This window comes from Pseudomonas sp. B10(2017) (assembly GCF_002113295.1).
GTDB classification, from domain to species: Bacteria; Pseudomonadota; Gammaproteobacteria; order Pseudomonadales; family Pseudomonadaceae; genus Aquipseudomonas; species Aquipseudomonas pudica.
Genome location: NZ_NEJU01000036.1, coordinates 1 through 19,367, shown reverse-complemented (window position 1 = coordinate 19,367; position 19,367 = coordinate 1). Strand labels below are relative to the sequence as shown.

The 19,367-nt window shown below is 64.8% G+C and carries 16 protein-coding genes and 1 riboswitch; of the genes, 8 read left to right on the top strand and 8 right to left on the bottom strand.

The features are described 5' to 3' along the window. Positions 1–280: 280 nt before the first annotated feature. On the bottom strand, positions 281–1,135 hold the full coding sequence (locus CAF92_RS25805; protein ID WP_085602305.1) for a LysR family transcriptional regulator: 855 nt from the start codon (positions 1,133–1,135) through the stop codon (positions 281–283). A 92-nt stretch (positions 1,136–1,227) separates the two neighbouring features. Between CAF92_RS25805 and CAF92_RS25800 the strand changes: the two genes are divergently transcribed. Beyond that, the gene (locus CAF92_RS25800) at positions 1,228–1,656 is read left to right on the top strand and encodes a multidrug/biocide efflux PACE transporter (RefSeq protein ID WP_046614379.1); all 429 of its coding nucleotides are present in this window, start codon (positions 1,228–1,230) and stop codon (positions 1,654–1,656) included. Between the two features lie 251 nt (positions 1,657–1,907). Here the strand turns inward: CAF92_RS25800 and CAF92_RS25795 are convergent, their stop codons facing one another. The 3 genes from CAF92_RS25795 to CAF92_RS25785 form a co-directional block, all read right to left on the bottom strand. After that, complete coding sequence (locus tag CAF92_RS25795) at positions 1,908–2,927, bottom strand: branched-chain amino acid aminotransferase (RefSeq protein ID WP_046614378.1); 1,020 nt, start codon at positions 2,925–2,927, stop codon at positions 1,908–1,910. A 136-nt stretch (positions 2,928–3,063) separates the two neighbouring features. Next, a complete protein-coding gene (locus CAF92_RS25790; protein WP_085602304.1) occupies positions 3,064–4,641 on the bottom strand; it encodes an ATP-binding cassette domain-containing protein in 1,578 nt (525 codons plus the stop codon). 325 nt (positions 4,642–4,966) lie between these two features. Continuing rightward, positions 4,967–5,326, bottom strand: a complete 360-nt coding sequence (locus tag CAF92_RS25785) for a hypothetical protein (RefSeq protein WP_143516227.1) — start codon at positions 5,324–5,326, stop codon at positions 4,967–4,969. Between the two features lie 97 nt (positions 5,327–5,423). After that, positions 5,424–5,637: riboswitch (cobalamin riboswitch) on the top strand. Positions 5,638–5,736: 99 nt separating this feature from the next. Here CAF92_RS25785 and cobW point away from each other — a divergent pair. The 4 genes from cobW to CAF92_RS25765 all read left to right on the top strand — a co-directional run bounded on the left by cobW (position 5,737) and on the right by CAF92_RS25765 (position 12,261). Further along, on the top strand, positions 5,737–6,804 hold the full coding sequence (gene cobW, locus CAF92_RS25780; RefSeq protein ID WP_085602303.1) for a cobalamin biosynthesis protein CobW: 1,068 nt from the start codon (positions 5,737–5,739) through the stop codon (positions 6,802–6,804). A gap of 3 nt (positions 6,805–6,807) precedes the next feature. Further along, positions 6,808–10,569, top strand: coding sequence for a cobaltochelatase subunit CobN (cobN, locus tag CAF92_RS25775; protein WP_085602302.1), 3,762 nt, complete (start codon positions 6,808–6,810; stop codon positions 10,567–10,569). Position 10,570: 1 nt separating this feature from the next. Then, entirely contained in the window at positions 10,571–11,593 is a 1,023-nt protein-coding gene (locus CAF92_RS25770) for an ATP-binding protein (protein ID WP_085602301.1), read from the top strand. 101 nt (positions 11,594–11,694) lie between these two features. Next, the gene (locus CAF92_RS25765; protein ID WP_085602306.1) at positions 11,695–12,261 is read left to right on the top strand and encodes a VWA domain-containing protein; all 567 of its coding nucleotides are present in this window, start codon (positions 11,695–11,697) and stop codon (positions 12,259–12,261) included. Positions 12,262–12,367: 106 nt separating this feature from the next. Here CAF92_RS25765 and CAF92_RS25760 read toward each other — a convergent pair whose 3' ends face one another. Further along, complete coding sequence (locus tag CAF92_RS25760; RefSeq protein ID WP_013972506.1) at positions 12,368–12,634, bottom strand: hypothetical protein; 267 nt, start codon at positions 12,632–12,634, stop codon at positions 12,368–12,370. A gap of 340 nt (positions 12,635–12,974) precedes the next feature. Here CAF92_RS25760 and CAF92_RS25755 point away from each other — a divergent pair, with 340 nt between their 5' ends. After that, on the top strand, positions 12,975–14,300 hold the full coding sequence (locus CAF92_RS25755) for a sigma-54 dependent transcriptional regulator (RefSeq protein WP_085602300.1): 1,326 nt from the start codon (positions 12,975–12,977) through the stop codon (positions 14,298–14,300). Positions 14,301–14,419: 119 nt separating this feature from the next. Here CAF92_RS25755 and CAF92_RS25750 read toward each other — a convergent pair whose 3' ends face one another. Together CAF92_RS25750 and CAF92_RS25745 are read right to left on the bottom strand one after the other, a co-directional pair. After that, positions 14,420–16,420 (bottom strand): U32 family peptidase, encoded by a 2,001-nt coding sequence (locus CAF92_RS25750; protein WP_046614371.1) that lies wholly within the window; start codon positions 16,418–16,420, stop codon positions 14,420–14,422. Between the two features lie 204 nt (positions 16,421–16,624). Further along, a complete protein-coding gene (locus CAF92_RS25745) occupies positions 16,625–17,005 on the bottom strand; it encodes a RidA family protein (protein ID WP_046614370.1) in 381 nt (126 codons plus the stop codon). A 136-nt stretch (positions 17,006–17,141) separates the two neighbouring features. Here CAF92_RS25745 and CAF92_RS25740 point away from each other — a divergent pair, with 136 nt between their 5' ends. After that, on the top strand, positions 17,142–17,834 hold the full coding sequence (locus CAF92_RS25740; RefSeq protein WP_085602299.1) for a tRNA (adenine(22)-N(1))-methyltransferase TrmK: 693 nt from the start codon (positions 17,142–17,144) through the stop codon (positions 17,832–17,834). Position 17,835: 1 nt separating this feature from the next. Here CAF92_RS25740 and CAF92_RS25735 read toward each other — a convergent pair whose 3' ends face one another. Continuing rightward, positions 17,836–18,099 carry a DUF2790 domain-containing protein gene (locus tag CAF92_RS25735; RefSeq protein WP_085602298.1) on the bottom strand — a complete coding sequence of 88 codons (264 nt, stop codon included), beginning with the start codon at positions 18,097–18,099 and terminating at the stop codon, positions 17,836–17,838. A 126-nt stretch (positions 18,100–18,225) separates the two neighbouring features. Here CAF92_RS25735 and CAF92_RS25730 point away from each other — a divergent pair, with 126 nt between their 5' ends. After that, entirely contained in the window at positions 18,226–19,158 is a 933-nt protein-coding gene (locus tag CAF92_RS25730; RefSeq protein WP_046614367.1) for a LysR family transcriptional regulator, read from the top strand. The last annotated feature ends 209 nt before the right edge of the window (positions 19,159–19,367 follow it).

Sequence of the window (19,367 nt, the reverse complement as noted above, 5' to 3'; positions counted from 1 at the left end):
CAGAATTGGCAGGCCGGAGCGTCCGCAGGCGTTACAGGTGCCGTAGGTGTTGGGGATTTCTTCCTGCATGGCGATGTGGATGGTTTTGCTGATGCTCATCAGGAGTTCCTTTTCCAGTGATTTGACGCAACGGCCAAAACACTAGCGAGGAACGCCTTCGCGGGGGAGCAATGGGCTTCCTAAAACGTTGTAGGATTTTTCGCTTTAGTGCCCCTATAGCAGCGGCCTTGCGTCGCGACGGGCTGCGCAGCAGCCCCAGGATCTTGCAGGCGATAAAGGCCTATTGCCCCAACATCTGCCGCACCAGCCACTGCCCCGCCGGCCCGAGCGCGCGCCGGCTCGACCATGCCACATCCATGTCAACCCGTCGCGGGTACCCGGCCACCTGCAGCTCCACCAGCCCACTGCCAAAGCGTGCCACCAGTGCCCTGGGCAGTTCGGCCCAGCCGAACCCGCGCACGGCGAACTCCAGCAGGGTGAGGTAGTCCGGTGCCGACCAGGCCTGGCCACGCCCCGGGTGCAAGCTTTGAGCATAGGTCTTTATATACAGCTGCCGGACGTTCTCCAGATGCTGCATCTGCACCTGGGGCAAAGCCGCCAACGGATGCCCGCTGGCCACGTACACACCAAACTCTGCCTGCTCGGGCAGGCGTGCCACGGCAACGTCAGCGGGGTAGCTGGGCTGGGTGGCGAGAATACCGACATGTGCCAGGCCCTGCTGGATCAGCTCGATCACGTCGGCATCTTCCGACGGGCCGCAGCGCAGCTCGGTATGCGGGTAGTGCTGGGCGAAGCGGGCCATCACCGCGCCCTGGAACGTCACGCTGTAGCTGTCCGACATCACCACCGAGACCAGTGCCTCGACGTTTTCAGCCAGCCGCACCGCCAGGGCATCGAGCTGGGCGCTGGCATCGAGAATCGCCTCGACATGGCTCAGCACCTGTCGCCCAGCGTCGTTCAGCGTGGGGTGACGGTCGCCACGCTCGAACAACGGGCAACCCACATCGGCCTCGAAATTGGCGATGGCGATGCTGATCGTCGACTGGCTTTTGCGCAACTTGCGCGCCGCAGCGGAAAACGAACCCAGCGATGCAGCTTCGACAAAGGCGACCAGAGCTTCGGGTGAGTAGCGCATGGTATTGATAAAATCGATGGTAGCTATATCGCGAGTATCAGTTCTATCAAAGAAAATAGGAAGCACGACTCACGCAAAGGATGGATTTTGCAATGAAAAACGTGTCTTTCACCGAGCGCCTGGTTCACGCCGTCGGTTATGAAGTGTTCGCCGTGCTGCTGTGTGCGCCGCTGCTGTCCTGGATCATGGGCAAGTCGCTTGCGACGGCGGGAGCGCTGGCGGTGACCCTGTCGGTGATCGCCATGCTGTGGAACATGGTCTACAACGCGCTGGTCGATCGCTACGTCCGCGGCGAGCGCATCCACTGGAAGGCCAGCGCACGCTTTGTGCACGGCCTGGGCTTCGAAGCCGGGCTGGTGGTGTGGTGTCTGCCGGTGGCGGCGTGGATGCTGGAGATTTCGTTGCTGCAGGCGTTCATGGTGGAGTTGGGCTTCTTCGTGATCATCCTGCCCTACACCGTGCTGTACAACTGGGCCTTCGACAAAGCCCGGCACCTGCTGATACAGCGTCGCCTTGCATGAGAACTACCTGCCTGCGCGGCCCCTCGATTTGTGCATTGTGCGGATATCCTGGGGCCGCTTCGCAGCCCTTTCGCGACACAAGGCCGCTCCTACAGGGAAGGCGCAGGCTTCAGGCTTGCGCTGTACCTGTGGGAACGGCTTCAGCCGCGAACACCGGCGCAGCCGGTGCCATCATAGTTGACCGCGTCAGCCAATAAAAAACGGGGCATGCCATTGCTGGCATGCCCCGTTTTTCAAGCCGCTAAAGCGTCTCAGGCAACCTTGACGATCCAGCCAGCCGGTGCTTCCACGTCACCGCTCTGAATACCGGTCAGCTCGTTGTAGAGCTTCTGGGTAACCGGGCCGACCTTTTCCAGGTCGTGGAACACGTGCAGTTTGCCGTTGTACTCGATGCCGCCGATCGGGGTGATCACCGCCGCGGTACCGCAGGCGCCGGCTTCGACGAAACGGTCCAGCTTGTTGATTTCCACATCGCCTTCGATCACGGTCAGGCCCAGGCGCGATTGCGCCAGTTCCATCAGCGACAGGCGGGTGATGCCTGGCAGCACCGAAGCCGATTTCGGGGTGACGAACTCGTTGTTGGCGGTGATGCCGAAGAAGTTGGCCGAACCGACTTCCTCGATCTTGGTGTGGGTCAGCGGGTCGAGGTAGATGGCGTCGGCGAAGTTGGCTTTCTTCGCTTCTGCACCCGGCTGCAGGCTGGCGGCGTAGTTGCCACCGACCTTGGCCGCGCCAGTGCCTTGCGGGGCAGCGCGGTCGAAGCTGGAGATCTGGAAGTTGTGCGGCTTCATGCCGCCCTTGAAGTACGAGCCAACCGGGATGGCGAAGATCGAGAAGATGAACTCGGGGGCGGTGCGCACGCCAATGTTGTCACCGGTGCCAATCACGAACGGGCGCAGGTAGAGGGCGCCTTTACCATGCGGAGGCACGAACTTCTCGTTGGCCTTGACCACTTGCTTGCACGCCTCGATGAACACATCGGTCGGCACCTGCGGCATCAGCAGGCGGGCGCAGCTGCGCTGCATGCGGGCGGCGTTCTGGTCCGGGCGGAACAGGTTGATCGAACCGTCCTTGCAACGGTAGGCCTTGAGGCCTTCGAAGCACTGCTGGCCGTAGTGCAGGGCGGTGGAGCCTTCACTGATGTGCAGTACGTTGTCTTCGGTCAGGGTGCCCTTGTCCCACTCGCCATTGCGCCATACGGACAGGTAGCGTTTGTCGGTCTTGATATAGTCGAAACCGAGCTTGTCCCAATTAATGCTTTCGTTGCTCATGACACCCTCATTGTCTTGCAAGTGCCCGATTGCTCGGGCTGCTGTTATATGCGCACCACGCCACCATAATACATCCGTGGCAGATCGGGAACGGCCAGTCACGAATTGATAGCCTGCAATGCATTTATTGCGGCGTTTACAGGTGCAGGTACTCGTCCAGCGCCAGCTGGTCGAGCAGTACCTGGTCGTGGGACGCCACCACCAGCGCCCCGCGAAACTGCCCGAGCATGTGTTCCAGTGCGGCCAGCGATGGCAGGTCCAGGTGGTTGCCGGGTTCGTCCAGCAATAACAGGTCGAGCGGCCGTTCGCGGTATAGCACGGCGGCCAGTGCCGCCTTCATCCGCTCACCCCCGCTGAGCAGGCTGCTGGGTAGGTCGATGCGGGCCGCATCCAGGCCCAGTTGCGCAAGGCGGCTGCGCAAGTCGCCCTGGGCCAGCGTCGGGTTTGCCTGGCGCAGGTGCTCGAGCACACTGGTGTGGCCTGGCAGTGCGCTGCAGTGCTGGTCGAGCAGGGCGGTTTCCCCACTGAGGCGCAGGCTCTCGGTTGGTGCTGGCAACTCACCGTTCATCAGCCTGAGCAGGGTGGACTTGCCACTGCCATTGGCGCCTACCAGGCCCACCCGCTGGCCCAGGCACACGCGCAGGTTCAGTGGTTTGCGCGTCCCGCGTGGCAGGCGCAGCGCCTGCAGGGCCAGCACTTCGCGGCCTGGATGAAGCTGCGGCGTGGGTGCATGCAGGGTAATGGCGCTGTCCTGCTCGACTTCGCGGGCGGCGTCACGCACTTTGCCCTGCAGCGCCTGCCGGGCGTCGCGATGGTCGCGGCGCTGTTTGCCCGCAGTGGCCTGACTGCGCTCCTGCTGGCGGTCGATCAGGATCTTGGCCTGGTTGGCGTGCCTGGCATTGCCTCCGGCGCGGGCTTGATGACGTTCCAGATCTTCGCGCTGACGCTGCAGTTCGCGCGCCTGGCGTTGCTGCTCCTGTTTCAGCCGGGCAAGTTGCTGTTGGGCCTGCGCTGTCTGGCTGGCTTTCTGGGCCGAATAGAAGGTGTAGTTGCCGCCATAGGCCCGCAAGCCCAGGCTGGACAATTCGACGATGCGCGTCATGTGCGCGAGCAGGCTGCGATCATGGCTGATCACCAGCAAACCCCGGTCCCAGGCTTCGATCATGCCCAATAGTTGGGCGCGGGCGTCGCTGTCCAGGTGATTGCTCGGTTCGTCGAGTATCAGGTAGTCCGCTTCGCTGAGCCAGGCGCCGACCAGCGCCACGCGCATGGCCTGACCACCGCTCAGGCTGTGGGCGGGCTGGTGCCAGTCGAGTTGGCCCAGGCCGTGGCGTTGCAGGTGCCCCTGCAATTGCTCGCGAATATCCCAACGTTCGCCGACGGCGTCGAAGTCACTGGGTGCGACACTGCCTTGCTCGATGCGCTCCAGCGCAGCGAGCACCGCGCCCACCTGGGCCAGGTCGGCGACCGTGGCGCTGTGCTCGATCACCTGCTGGTCCAGAAGATGGACGCGCCCAAGGCGCCGACACTGGCCGCTGCTTGGTTCGCGCTGGCCGGCAAGTATCTGCCCGAGCAGGCTCTTGCCCACACCGTTGCGCCCGACCAGGCCGGTGCGGCGTTGGTCGAAGGTTTCGCTGAGGTCGGTAAATAACAGCCTGCCGTCAGGCAAGGCCAGGGAGACGCTGTCCAGCGTCAGGATCGACGTGTTCGTCATGCACAACTCCACAAATGCCGCGACATCTCCGGAGCGAACCGGAGGCTGAAGACTGGCCGTCGAAGGGACGGCGGCATCAATGGCGCATTGGACGAATACCTCGTGACAGGGGAATGCGTAGCCTAACGGATAGAGGCATTGTTGTCGCGGGAAAACACATTCCGCGAGTGCGCCACGGACCCTGTGGGTGCGGGTTCACCCGCGAGACAGGCGACGCGGTGGATGGCACGGGCTTCGCCCGTGTTCGCGGGTAAACCCGCTCCCACATGGCCGGCGTCGCCCTTAAGGCGTGCACCGGACCTGCAGGGCCGCGCATGCCTCTGGTTCAGCGCCCCACCAAACGCCTGGTCCAATCGCCCCCGTGGCTCTGCTGGCACGCCTCTTCACTGTCAAACCGTACATGCCAGGCTGGATGATCCAGCTGAATGCCGGCCTGCTCCAGCGCAAGGCCCGTCAGCGCGAGCATGCGCATTTTGGCGTCGCCCGCCAAGGCGGCGGCCTTTTCGGCCTCTCGCTCGAATACCCAGGTAATACGCAGGCTGGCCGGAAAATCCTCGAGAGCCAGACGATGGGTAAGCCAGCTGAAACCGACGATCTCCGCCTTGGCGGTTTCGCAGGCTTCGGTCAGGCAAGCCACCAGCTCACGCTCCAGGCGTGCCATATCGCGCTTGTTCAGGGGGTTCACCGTGGGCCTCGCTGCTCAAAGCCACCACTCTAACGCAGTTGCGGCACTTGTTGTCGGCCAGCCCGACAGCAATGGTTGACCACCCGCCAGCCACTGCGTAGCCTTGCCACTTCGAGGTTCTTCGGCCAGGCCGAAGCTAAGACGGGAACGCGGTACAAGCCGCGGCTGCCCCCGCAACTGTAAGCACCGACAACGGATCGACACAGCCACTGCGCCCGCGCGCGGGAAGGCGTCATCCCGCCAGCCTGCTGCACCAGCGGGCACATGGAACGGTGCGAGCCAGGAGACCTGCCTCGTCACGTTTTCGACTTTCAACCGGGCGGGGTGATCCGGTGGCGAACAAGCCCGGCCGGCCTGGCCTGCGGCTGTCGTCCTGCATGCCCGCGCCAATCTGCCAAGGGCAATGCGACATGAAAACACTGGCCAAGCTCCCCGTCACCATCGTCACCGGCTTCCTCGGCTCGGGCAAGACCACCTTGCTGCGCCACATGCTCGACAACGCCCAAGGCCGCCGCATTGCGGTGATCGTCAACGAGTTCGGCGAACTGGGCATCGACGGCGAAATCCTCAAGCAGTGCAGCATCGGTTGCACCGAAGAAGAAGCCACCGGTCGCGTCTACGAGCTGGCCAACGGCTGCCTGTGCTGCACCGTGCAGGAAGAATTCTTCCCGGTGATGCGCGAGCTGGTGGCACGCCGTGGCGACCTGGACCATATCCTCATCGAAACCAGCGGCCTGGCCCTGCCCAAACCGCTGGTGCAAGCCTTCCAGTGGCCGGAAATCCGCAATGCCTGCACCGTCGACGCGGTGATCACGGTAGTCGACAGCCCGGCCGTGGCCGCCGGCACCTTCGCCGCCTACCCGGACCAGGTCGATGCCCAGCGCAAGCTCGACCCCAACCTGGACCACGAGTCGCCGCTGCACGAACTGTTCGCCGACCAGCTGGCCAGCGCCGACCTGGTGGTGCTGAACAAGGCCGACCTGATCGACGCCGAAGGCCTGGCCAAGGTCCGCGCCGAGGTGGCCGAAGAACTGCCGCCGGCGGTCAAGGTGATCGAAGCCAGCAGCGGCAAGCTGCCGCTGGAAGTGCTGCTGGGCGTGGGTGCCGAGTCCGAGGCGCACATCGATGGCCGCCGTACCCACCACGACTCGCACCATGACGGCGATGACCATGACGATCACGACCACGATGCCTTCGACTCCATCTCCATCGACCTGCCAGAAGCCGACGAAAGCCTGCTGCTCGACGCCCTGACCCAGTTGGTGGTGGAATTCGGCATCCTGCGCGCCAAAGGCTTCGCTGCCATCCCGGGCAAGCCGATGCGCTTGCTGGTACAGGGCGTGGGCACCCGTTTCGACAAGCACTTCGACCGCGCCTGGCGCGCCGACGAACCGCGCATCACCCGCCTGGTGCTGATCGGCCAAGACCTCGACGCCGCCCAGCTGGAAGCGCGCCTGCGCCAGGCACTGGGCGCCTGACCCATGCATCTGCTGCGGACCCAGCCCGGCGGCTTCGTGCCGGATGACAGCATTGCCGACCTCGGCCAGACGCCCGCCGAGCTGGTGATTCTCTGCAGCGGCGATTCCCATCTGGCATTGCTCGCCGATACCGCCGAGCAATTGCCCCAGGATTACCCCAGCCTGCGCCTGGCCAACCCGATGCAGGTACAGAACCATGCCTCGGTCGACCTTTACGTCGACCAGGTACTTCGCCATGCCAAGGTCATCCTGGTGTCGCTGCACGGTGGCGTCGGCTACTGGCGCTATGGCGTCGAGCAGCTGGTCGAGCTGGCCGGCCGAGGCGTGCAACTGATCCTGGTGCCGGGCGACGACCGCCCGGACCCGGAGCTGACCAGCCTGGGCAGTGTCAGCGGCGAGCAGGCCGAACGCCTCTGGCACTACTTGCGCCAGGGCGGCAAGGCCAACGCCATCAACCTGTTCAACTGCCTGGCCAGCCAGTGGCTGGGCCGCGACTATGCCTGGGACGAACCACAGCCTTTGCCGCGCACTGCCGTGTATCACCCCGCCAAGGGCAGCGCCACGCTGGAGGACTGGTACCCGCAGTGGCACCCCGAACAGCCAGTGGCGCCGCTGCTGTTCTATCGCTCGCACCTGCAGGCGGCCAACACCGCGTTCATCGATGTGTTCTGCCAGCGCCTGCAGGCCGCCGGGCTCAACCCGTTGCCGATCGCCGTGGCCAGCCTAAAGGAAAGCGCCTGCCTGGAGCAGGTCGAAGCCTGGCTGGACGAGGTGGGGGCCGAAGTGCTGGTCAACACCACCGGCTTTGCCCTGTCCAGCCCCGAACGCCCCAACCTGCGCCCGTTCCGTCGCGACATCCCGGTGCTGCAGGCCATCTGCGCGCAAGACAACCAGCCCGGCTGGGAAGCCAGCGAGCAGGGCCTGGGGGCGCGTGACCTGGCCATGCACATTGCCTTGCCCGAACTGGACGGGCGCATCATCACCCGCCCGGTCAGTTTCAAGGACATGGCCTGGCGCAGCGAGCGCAGCCAGTCCGACGTGGTCTGCTACCGCGCCCACCCCGAGCGCATGGACTTTGTCGCCGAACTGGCCCGCCGCTGGGTCGAGCTGGCGCGCCTGCCGAATGCGCAAAAGCGCGTGGCCCTGGTGCTGGCCAACTACCCGACCCGGGATGGCCGCATTGGCAACGGCGTTGGCCTGGACACGCCAGCGGCGGCGCTGAACATTCTCAAGGCCCTGCAGGCCGAAGGCTATCCGCTGGCCGACTTGCCGGGCAGTGGCACGCAACTGATCCACCAGTTGCTCGGCGGCGTGACCAACGACCTCGACCATCTGGACCTGCGCCCCTGTGCGCAGAGCCTGAGCCTGGCCGACTACCAGGCCGCCTTCGAGCGCCTGCCAGAGGCCAACCGCCAGGCTGTGCTGGAGCGTTGGGGGCCGCCGCAGCAAGACCCGATGTACCGCAGTGGCCGGCTGATGGTGGCCGGCCTGCGCTTTGGCTTGACCTTCGTCGGCATTCAGCCGGCGCGGGGTTACCAGGTGGACCCCAGCGCGGTGTACCACGATCCGGACCTGGTGCCGCCGCACGGCTACCTGGCGTTTCACTTCTGGCTGCGCCATGCCTTTGCCGCCGACGCGGTGATCCATGTCGGCAAGCACGGCAACCTCGAATGGCTGCCCGGCAAGGGCGTCGGGTTGTCGGCACAGTGCTGGCCGGACGCCTTGCTCGGCCCGCTGCCGAACATCTACCCGTTCATCGTCAACGACCCGGGCGAGGGTGCCCAGGCCAAGCGCCGCACCCAGGCGGTGATCATCGACCACCTGATGCCGCCGCTGACCCGTGCCGAAACCTATGGCCCGTTGCGCCACCTGGAGCAATTGGCCGACGAGTTCTACGAGGCCCAGCTGCTCGACCCGCGGCGCGCCCGCGAGTTGCAGCGCGACATTCTCGAACTGGTCAAGGCCAACCACATCGACCGCGAACTGCAACTGGAAGGCCAACTGGACGATGCCGCGGTGTGGCTGCCGCGCCTGGACACCTACCTGTGCGACCTGAAGGAATCGCAGATTCGCGATGGCCTGCATGTGTTCGGCCAGTCCCCGGAAGGCCGGCTGCGCCTGGATACCTTGCTGGCGTTGTTGCGGGTCGAGCGTGGCGACGGTCGCGGCGGCAATGCCAGCCTGCTGCGGGTTCTGTCCAAGGCGCTGGTGCCGGGTTTCGACCCGCTCGATTGCGAACTCGGCCAGCCGTGGCAGGGCGCACGCCCCGAGCAGTTGCAGGCCATGAGCAGCGAGCCCTGGCGCACCTGTGGCGATACCCGCGAACGCCTCGAACTGCTGGCGCTGCAGGTAATCGACCAGGCGCTGGGCGGCACCGCACAGTTGCCTGCCCAGAGCGAATGGCAGCCGGTGCACGATGTGGTGCAGGCGCTGCGCGAAGCGGTGGCACCCAGCCTGGACGCCTGCGGCAGCGCCGAAATGAATGGCCTGCTATCGGCGCTGGCCGGGCGTTTCGTGCCGGCCGGGCCCAGTGGCGCGCCCAGCCGTGGGCGCCTGGACGTGCTGCCTACCGGTCGCAACTTCTATACCGTGGATGTGCGCAACCTGCCTACCACCACCGCCTGGCGCCTGGGCTTCGCCTCGGCCAACCTGGTCCTCGAACGCCACCTGCAGGACCACGGCGATCACCTGCGCCAACTCGGCCTTTCGGTGTGGGGCACGGCAACCATGCGTACCGGCGGCGACGACATCGCCCAGGCCATGGCGCTGATGGGTGTGCGACCGGTATGGGCCACCGGCAGCCAGCGGGTCGACGATTTCGAGATCCTGCCGCTCAGCCTGCTCGACCGCCCGCGGGTTGACGTGACCTTGCGCGTTTCCGGCTTTTTCCGTGATGCCTTCGGCAACCTCATCCGCCTGTTCGATGCTGCAGTGCGGGCGGTGGCCGCGCTGGATGAACCGGACGATCTCAACCCCCTGGCCGCCCGCGTGCGTAGCGAGCGCGCCGCGCTGCAGGCGCAGGGCGTGGACGCCGAGCAGGCCGCGCGCCAGGCTGGCTGGCGGGTGTTCGGTGCCAAGCCCGGGGCCTACGGCGCCGGGGTGCAGAACGCCATCGATGGGCGCCTGTGGCACAGCCGCGACGACCTGGCCGAGGTCTACCTCAACCACGGCGGCTATGCCTACGGCGCCAGTGACGACGGTACCCCGGCCCGCGCCCAGTTCGCCCAGCGCCTGGCCAAGGTGCAGGCGGTGCTGCAGAACCAGGACAATCACGAACACGACCTGCTCGATTCCAACGACTACTACCAGTTCCAGGGTGGCATGCTGGCGGCTTCGGAAACCTTGTCCGGTGCGGCAGTGGCCAGTTACCACGGCGACCACAGCCAGGCCGACCGGCCGCGCATCCGTACCCTCAAGGAAGAGCTGAACCGGGTCATCCGCGCCCGGGCGCTGAACCCGAAGTGGATCGACGGGGTCAAGCGCCATGGCTACAAAGGCGCCTTCGAGATGGCGGCGACGGTCGACAACCTGTTCGCCTTCGACGCTACCACGCAGCTGATCGACGACCATCATTACCAGGCGCTGGCCGATGCCTACGTGCTCGACCCGGCGACCCGCGACTTCATGCGCGAGCACAACCCCGAGGCCCTGCGCGACCTTACCGAACGTTTGCTGGAGGCCCAGCAGCGCGGCCTGTGGCAGGCGCCTGGCGACTACCGCGAAGCCCTAGAGGAACAACTGCTCGACGGCGAGGAACAGGCTTGAAATGAGTGAACCCGTGCAATTTCCACTGGCAGCCGTGGTCGGTGCCGACGACCTTAAACTGGCGCTGTGCCTGACCGCCATCGACCCTAGGATCGGCGGCGTGCTGATCGAGGGGCCGCGTGGCATGGCCAAGAGTACCCTGGCCCGTGGCCTGGCCGACCTGCTCGGTGAGGGCCCGTTCGTCACCCTGCCACTGGGCGCCAGCGAAGAGCGGTTGGTCGGCACCCTCGACCTGGATGCCGCGCTGGGGCAGGGCAAGGCGCAGTTTTCCCCCGGGGTGCTGGCCCAGGCCGATGGCGGCGTGTTGTATGTCGATGAGGTCAACCTGCTGCCCGATACCCTGGTCGACCTGCTGCTCGACGTGGCGGCCAGTGGCACCAACCGCATCGAGCGCGACGGCATCTCGCACCGGCACAGTGCCCGCTTCGTACTGATCGGCACCATGAACCCGGAGGAGGGCGAACTGCGCCCGCAGTTGCTCGACCGCTTTGGCCTCAACGTGGCTCTGGAAGGCTTGCCCGAGCCTGAGGCGCGCCAGCAGATCATTCGCCGGCGCCTGGCCTTCGACAGCGACCCGCAGGCCTTCTGTGCGCAATGGGCCGAGGCCCAGGCGCAATTGCGCGAGCGCTGCCAGGCGGCGCGCCACGCCCTGGCGGACATTGCCCTGGACGACCAGGCGCTGGCCTGGATCACCGAACGCTGCTACGCCGCCGGGGTCGACGGCCTGCGCGCCGACCTGGTCTGGCTGCGCGCTGCACGCGCCCATTGCGCCTGGCGTGGCGGCGAGGCCATAGAGGAGGCCGATGTCGATGCAGTGGCCGAGTTCGCCTTGCGCCATCGCCGCCGTGTTACGCCCCAGGCCAACCCGCCTTCAGCTCCGCAGCAGCCTGAGCAACAGCCCGGCCGACAAGGCACGGGCAACCCTGGCGAACAGGGCGCGCAGGGCGACTGGGGGGCAATGCCGGCACAGCCGGTGGCCAGTGGCGCCCGCCGCGAGGTGCCGAACTGGGCAAAAAAGCCCTGAGCATCCCCCAGCCACCTGCCAAAGGGGTGGATGCCAAAGCAGGCGCAGGTAAGCAGTACGGTGCCAGCCGAGGCCGGGCGCGCAATGCCGCGGCCGGTCGGGTGGCCTGGCTGCCGACCCTGCTCAAGGGCCGGCCACGCCAGCGCCAGGACCTGTGCTGGCAGCAACGCCAGGCCAGGCCCGCAGAGCTGTGGCTGATAATCGTCGATGCGTCGGCCTCGACCCGCCGCCACCAGGCGCTTACACAAACCAAAGGGCTGCTGGCGGCGCTGTTCGACCACGCCTACCGCCAGCGGGCCCGGCTGGCCCTGCTTACCGCCAGCGGGCGCACGCCGCAGTGGCAGCGCCACAGCCTGAAGGCCTCGGCCGCCTTGCAACCGTGGCTGCAAGCCTTGGGGGCCGGTGGCGGCACGCCGTTGATCGCTGCACTGGAAGAGGCCCGGCAATGGTTGCAGGCGCGGCGACGAGCCCACCCCGAAGAAGCGCTACGCTGCCTGGTGTTTACCGACGGTCGTCTGCAGCACTGGAATACCGTGCAGCCGATGCCGTGTGCCACTCTGCTGGTGGATATGGAACTGGCACCAGTGCGCCTGGGGCGTGCGCAGCGTCTGGCGCAACAACTTCAGGCTGATTACCAGCATCTGCAACAGTTCAGTTTGGTGGATTGAAAAGTATCGGTGCGACACTATGTCGCAATAAGAAAAGTTGCCAGAACAGCAACCCGGAAGTTGTACAAGTGCGTGGCGATGCACGCACTTGGTTTGCCGGCCGATATTATTTCGGCATCGACCACGGTTGCAGGTCGTAACCTTTCTCGCACAACTCGGCGCGCACTTCCTCGATCAGGCTGGCCCACTGGGCCGGGTCGGAGTAGATACGCGAGGACACTTGCTTGCTGCCGATGCGGGTGCTGGTCCGGTCGATCACTGCCAGGCTCAGTTCACCAGTACCGTTGGGTGCATCCCAGGCTACGCACTGGAAAGGTTCGAAGGCGTGGTCGGCAATCAGCAGTGCTTCGTTGACACGGAGCGGGGCATTCATGGTTCGGTCTCTCTATGGTCCCAAACATCCAGATAAGTCCGCGTTGCTTCAAAGTCGCCTCGGTTATCGCGAAGTGCAGCGCGGGGTTATGTGTACTGATGCTCGTTGTCCGGGGGCGAGTCACACATTGGTTGAAAAAAATTTGCCAGGTTCGAATCCGTTCTTGCCCACGCCGCCATGTGATGTCGATAAAGTGCGAAAATTCCCGTCATTGATTGTAAAAAAATGATTCGGCAGACAGACGGTACTGGGAACCGTCAACTTCGTTGCTACTGTTAATCGGGCGCCACAACTTACTGTTTTATTTCAAAAAACCGAAAACTGGCGCCAAGGATCGGTCATGCAGCAGCCTGCCGCCCCACGCCGTTTGCTCATCGTCGACCCCTGCGATGACTGCCACCGTTTGTTGCCTGGATTGTCTAGCGCAGGCTGGGATGTACACAGCTGCATGCTCGGAACCGCGCTGGATCATCCCTGCGATGTGGGCCTGCTGCGCTTGCAGGCGTCACATCTCAGGCGCCCGGACGGGGTCAAGGACTTGATCAAGCGCAGCAACACCGAATGGATTGCGGTGCTCAGCGCCGAACAGCTGCGCATGCCGGCCGTCGGCGATTTTGTCTGTGAATGGTTCTTCGACTTCCACACCTTGCCGTTCGACGTTTCCCGCGTGCTGGTCACCCTGGGCCGGGCCTTCGGCATGGCCCGCTTGCGCGGCAAAGGGGTGGCGAGGGTGGATGAAACCAGCCACGAGCTGCTCGGTGACAGCCGCCCGATCCGCGAGCTGCGCAAACTGCTGGGCAAATTGGCGCCTACCGAGTCGCCGGTGTTGATCCGCGGCGAAAGCGGCACTGGCAAGGAACTGGTGGCCCGCACCCTGCATCGCCAGTCGCAACGCAGCGAGCAGCCGTTCATTGCGATCAACTGCGGAGCGATCCCCGAGCACCTGATCCAGTCGGAACTGTTCGGCCATGAAAAGGGCGCTTTCACTGGTGCCCATCAGCGCAAGGCCGGGCGCATCGAAGCGGCCCATGGCGGCACGCTGTTCCTCGATGAAATTGGCGACCTGCCGCTGGAGTTGCAGGCCAACTTGCTGCGTTTTCTGCAGGAAAAGCACATCGAGCGTGTGGGTGGCAGCCAGCCGATCCCGGTGGATGTGCGGGTGCTGGCGGCTACCCATGTGGACCTGGAAAGGGCCATCGAGCAAGGGCGCTTTCGCGAAGACCTGTATTACCGCCTGAACGTGTTGCAGGTGGTGACCGCGCCTTTGCGCGACCGGCATGGCGACCTGTCGATGCTGGCCAGCCATTTTGCCCATTACTACAGCCTGGAAACCGGGCGTCGACCGCGTTCGTTCAGCGACCATGCCCTGGCGGCCATGGGCCGGCATGACTGGCCCGGCAATGTCCGCGAATTGGCCAACCGTGTGCGGCGCGGGCTGGTGCTGGCCGAAGGCCGGCAAATCGAGGCGCAGGACTTGGGGTTGCAGACCCTCGACCAGGTGCAGCAACCGCTGGGCACGCTGGAAGAGTACAAGCACCGGGCCGAGCGCCAGGCGCTGTGCGATGTACTCAGCCGGCACAGTGACAACCTGAGCGTGGCGGCCAAGGTGCTAGGTATATCGCGGCCGACGTTCTATCGGTTGCTGCACAAGCACCAGATTCGCTGAGCAGTGGATGGCACCGGCTACGCTGGTGTTCGCGGGTAAACCCGCTCCCACAGGTACTGTATCGACCGTGACGCTGGCGCAGTACCTGTGGGTGGGGCTGCCCGCGAACAGGCTATCGATCAATGCGGCCCGCGCGGAATGGTCTTCAGCAGGTCTTCCGGGCTGATGTGCCCCACCACCTGGGCCACCGCGCTGCCTGGGGTCGGCAGGTCGATGATGTGGCTTTTCATCTTGCCGATCACGTGCATTTCGCACGGCTTGCAGTCGAACTTGAGGGTAAGCACTTCATCACCCTGAATCAGCTGCATCGGTGCCACCTTGGTGCGCACGCCGGTCACGCCCTTGGCCTGCTTGGGGCACAGGTTGAAGGAGAAGCGCAGGCAGTGCTTGGTGATCATCACCGGCACTTCGCCATGCTCTTCATGGGCCTCGTAGGCCGCATCGATCAGCTGCACGCCGTGGCGGTGGTAGAAGTCGCGGGCCTTCTGGTTGTACACGTTGGCCAGGAACGACAGGTGCGACTCCGGGTAAACCGGCGGTGGCGTGGTCTCGGCCTTGCGCCCGCCACGCGGGTGCGCCTGAACCCGTGCATCAGTCAGCGCCTCGATGGCTTCGCGGCGCAGGGCCTTGAGCTGCGAGTTGGGGACGAAGTACGCCTGCGGGGCGTCCAGCTCGATGCTGTCGGCGTGGTACATGGTGGTACCCAGCTGGCCGAGCAGATCGTGCAACTGCTCCAGCGCCTGTTGCGGCTTGTTGGCCGGGCCGAACGGGCCGTCCAGTGCCACTTGTGCGCTCACGCCTTCCTCGCTGGTGACGGTCAACGCCAGGCGTTGCTCGCGCAGTACCGCGTGCCATTGCACGCCGACCCGGCGCTCGGCCGAGGTGCGTTGCAGGGCCTGCTGCCAGTTGTGGTCGAGGTTGCGCGACAGCGGGTGGTTGGGCCGCAGCTTGTGCAGGCCTTCGGGCATTTCGTTGGGCTCGACGCGGTAGCGGTAGCGCTTCTCGCCGTCTTCCTCGAACTCCCCACGCGGTTCGGCGATGTTGGCGCGGAAGCCCACCACTTCGCGCTTGACCAGCACATTGAGGCCGTCGCCATTGGTCAGCGGCACCTCGGTGACTACCAGCATGTCACGCTTGCCGACCTTTTCCACCACGCCCACCGGCAGGCCGGTGAAGGTTGGCGAGTCGAAGGCGCCGATGTCGACCTTGCGGTCGGTGACGAAGTAGTCGGTGCTGCCGCGGTGGAAGGTCTTGTCCGGGTCGGGCACGAAGAAATGTTCGGTGCGACCGCTGGAGGCGCGGGCCAGCTCCGGGCGGCCTTCGAGGATGGCGTCGAGTTCCTTGCGGTAGTGGGCGGTGATGTTCTTCACATAGGCCACGTCCTTGTAGCGGCCTTCGATCTTGAACGAGCGTACGCCGGCATCGACCAGGTCAGCCAGGTTGGCGGTCTGGTTGTTGTCCTTCATCGACAGCAAGTGCTTCTCGAATGCGACCACCCGGCCCTGGTCATCCTTCAGGGTGTAGGGCAGGCGGCAGGCTTGCGAGCAGTCGCCACGGTTGGCGCTGCGGCCGGTCTGCGCATGGGAAATGTTGCACTGGCCGGAGAAGGCCACGCACAGCGCACCGTGGATGAAGAACTCGATGGCAGCGTCGGTTTCTGCGGCGATGGCGCGGATCTGCTGCAGGTTCAGTTCACGCGCCAGCACCAGCTGGGAGAAACCGGCCTGATCGAGGAACCTGGCCCGTTCCAGGGTGCGGATGTCGGTCTGGGTGCTGGCGTGCAGCTCGATCGGCGGGATGTCCAGCTCCATCACCCCCAGGTCTTGCACGATCAATGCGTCGACACCGGCGTCGTACAGCTGGTGGATCAGCTTGCGCGCGGGCTCCAGCTCGTTGTCGTGAAGGATGGTGTTGATGGTGGTGAACACGCGTGCATGGTAGCGATGGGCGAACTCGACCAGTTCGGCGATATCGCTGACTTCGTTGCAGGCGTTATGGCGCGCGCCGAAGCTCGGGCCACCGATGTAGATGGCGTCGGCGCCGTGCAGGATCGCTTCGCGGGCGATGGCCACGTCACGGGCAGGGCTGAGCAGTTCCAGGTGATTCTTTGGAAGGGACATATCGTTATAGGTTCGGGCTGTCACGGTTTAGGCGGGCATTGTAGCGGCGAAACGGGTTGGCGGCATCATCGGGGTGCCGAGAGGTGTACTGCCTGCACCGGCCCTATCGCCGGCAAGCCAGCTCCCACAGGTACTGCACTGGCCTGAGGGCAGCGCGGTCGAGGTGGGAGCTGGCCTGCCGGCGATAGGGCCCTTGAAGGTGAATCAGCGCTTGGCGGCCATTGCGGTCACTTCCACGCGCATGCCTTCGACCGCCAGTGCAGCCACACCCACGGCAGCGCGTACCGGCCAGGGCTTGCTGAAGAAGCGCTGGTAAACCTCGTTGAATGCCGCGCGGTCGGCCATGTCGGTGAGGTAGATGGTCAGGTGCAGCACGCGGTCCATGCCGCTGCCGGCCTTCTCCAGCGCCACTTTCAGCGCCTGCAGGGTGCACTCGCTCTGCTCGACGATGCCGCCCAGTTCCAGGCTGCCATCGGCGTGGGTCGGGATCTGCGTGGTGACCAGCACGCCGTTGTATTCGGCGACGTCGGAGGAAATCGACTCGGCGTCCGGGTCCGGGGTGTAGATGATGTCTGCTTGTGCCATTGTGTGTTTTGCCTTGCTACGGAAGGAAAGCGGCAAGCCTACGCGAGCGCGCTGGCCCGGTCGAGGGCACCCCGGAGTTTGAAATGCGCGGCGTTCGCCGTCAGAATCGCGGCCGATTGAAAAGCAGGGGTTTACGTTGAACGAACAGACATTGTCCAGGCGCCTGGAGCGCGTGGCTGCACAAGTACCGCAAGGTGCACGCCTGGCAGACATCGGCTCGGACCATGGCTACCTCCCGGTGGCCTTGATGCTGCGCGGCGTACTGGACGCGGCGGTGGCGGGCGAGGTGGCGCAGACGCCGTTCGCCTCGGCCCAGCGCAACGTGCGCAGGAACGGCCTTGAAGGGCGGGTCAGCGTACGCCTGGCCAATGGCCTGGCAGCGGTCGAGCCGGAAGACCGCATTTCGGTGATCAGCATCTGCGGCATGGGTGGCGACACCATGTGCGAGATCCTCGAGGCCGGCAAGCAGCGCCTGGCTGGCGTCACCCGCCTGGTGCTGCAGCCCAATGGCGCCGAGCGCGAACTGCGCCAGTGGCTGATGGGCAATGGCTACCGGATCGTCAGCGAAGAACTGCTGCGGGAAAACCGCTTCGACTACGAGATCATCGTCGCCGAGCCGGGCGGGGCGGCGTACAGCGCTGAACAGCTGTATTTCGGCCCGGTGCTGGTGCAGGAGAAAAGCGAGGCGTTCCTGGTCAAGTGGCGGCGCATGCTGCGGCAGAAGCAACAGACCCTGGCCAACTTCGAGCGGGCCCGCGGTGCGGTGCCTCAGGCGAAAATCGACGACTTCAGGCAACAGGTCGGCTGGATCATCGAGGTGCTGGCCTGACTCACTGCTGCGAGCAGTTGCCCATTTCCCGGTAGTCGATTTCGTGTTTCTGGCCCTGATGGTCGACATACACCATGTGCGCGGTACCAACCTGGCAGTCGGCGGCGTTGGTGGCCGGGGTGATGGAGATGACCTTGGCCACATCCAGCGGCATGCCGTATTCATAATTGCTGCTGCTGACCGGCTGGTTGCTGCCGGTGTCGGCAAAGGCACCGAACGAGGCGAGAGTAGCGGCAACGGCAAGGACAGCGATCGAACGTTTCATGGCAGGCTCCTTTTTTTCAATGTATGGCTAATGATCCATTCATTGGTCATCCACAATAAATGGGCTAACTCGTGATAGATTCCTGCCTGTAACGCAAGAATAAGACCGAACAAGGAGCACACCTTCATGGACATGCTGCATGCCATGCGTACCTTCGCCCGTGTGGTGGAATGCGGCAGCTTCGCTGCGGCCGCCAATGCCCTGGACATTTCCGCGGCTCAGGTTTCGCGCATCGTTGCCGAGCTGGAAAACCAGCTGCAGACCCGCCTGCTGCACCGCACCACGCGGCGTTTGCGCATGAGCGAGGCGGGCGAGCGGTTTCTCGAGCGCTCGCGGCAGATCCTGTTGCTGACCGAAGAGGCGGTGGGCGAAGCCCGTGGCGCGCACCTCACGCCCCGCGGCCACCTGCGCTTGCATTGCCCGCACGGCATGGGCCTGTTGCTGATGCCGCTGGTAGCCGGCTACAACGCACTGTGCCCGGAGGTGGTGATCGAGCTGACCCTGTCCCAGCGCAACCCCGACCCGCTGGCCGAAGGGCATGACGTGGTGATTACCGTGGACGGTGCGTTGCCGGATTCGCAGCTGATCGCCGTGCCGCTGGGCAACATTTTCAGCATCCCCTGCGCGGCGCCAAGCTACCTGATGGCCCATGGCGTGCCAGAGCGCCCGGAAGACCTGCACCAGCACCGTTGCCTGCGCATGGCTTATCCGATGTACGAAGGTGACTGGGTGTTCCCGCAAGGGGTGGACCAGTGCGTGATCGCACCGAGCGACAGTTTTTCCACCAACGTCGCCGACGCCATGCTGGTGGCCAGCGAGCTGGGCATGGGCATTGGCCTGCTGCCGTTCTACACCGCCAGCCAGGCGATCGAGCAGGGGCGGTTGTGCCGGTTGCTGGCGCCGTATCGCCTGCGCGAGAGCGCGCTGTACGCGATCTACCCGTCACGGCACTACCTGGATGCCAAAGTGCGTACCTGGATCGACTACCTCAAGGAGCAACTGCCGGCGCTGTTCGAGGGGCATGCCAGGGTGGTGGATGATTCGCGCTATTGGCGTTGAAGCACTGATCTGGTTTTTTTTGGCAACTTCTCGCACTGCCTGTACTGGCCCTATCGCCGGCAAGCCAGCTCCCACAAGGTACTCCACAGGTTGCGAAGGCGGTGCAGTGCCTGTGGGAGCAACTGTCTTGCTCAATTTCTAAAAGCTGGCGTGATCCCTGTGGGAGCGGGCTTGCCCGCGAACACGGGCGAAGCCCGTGCCATCCATCG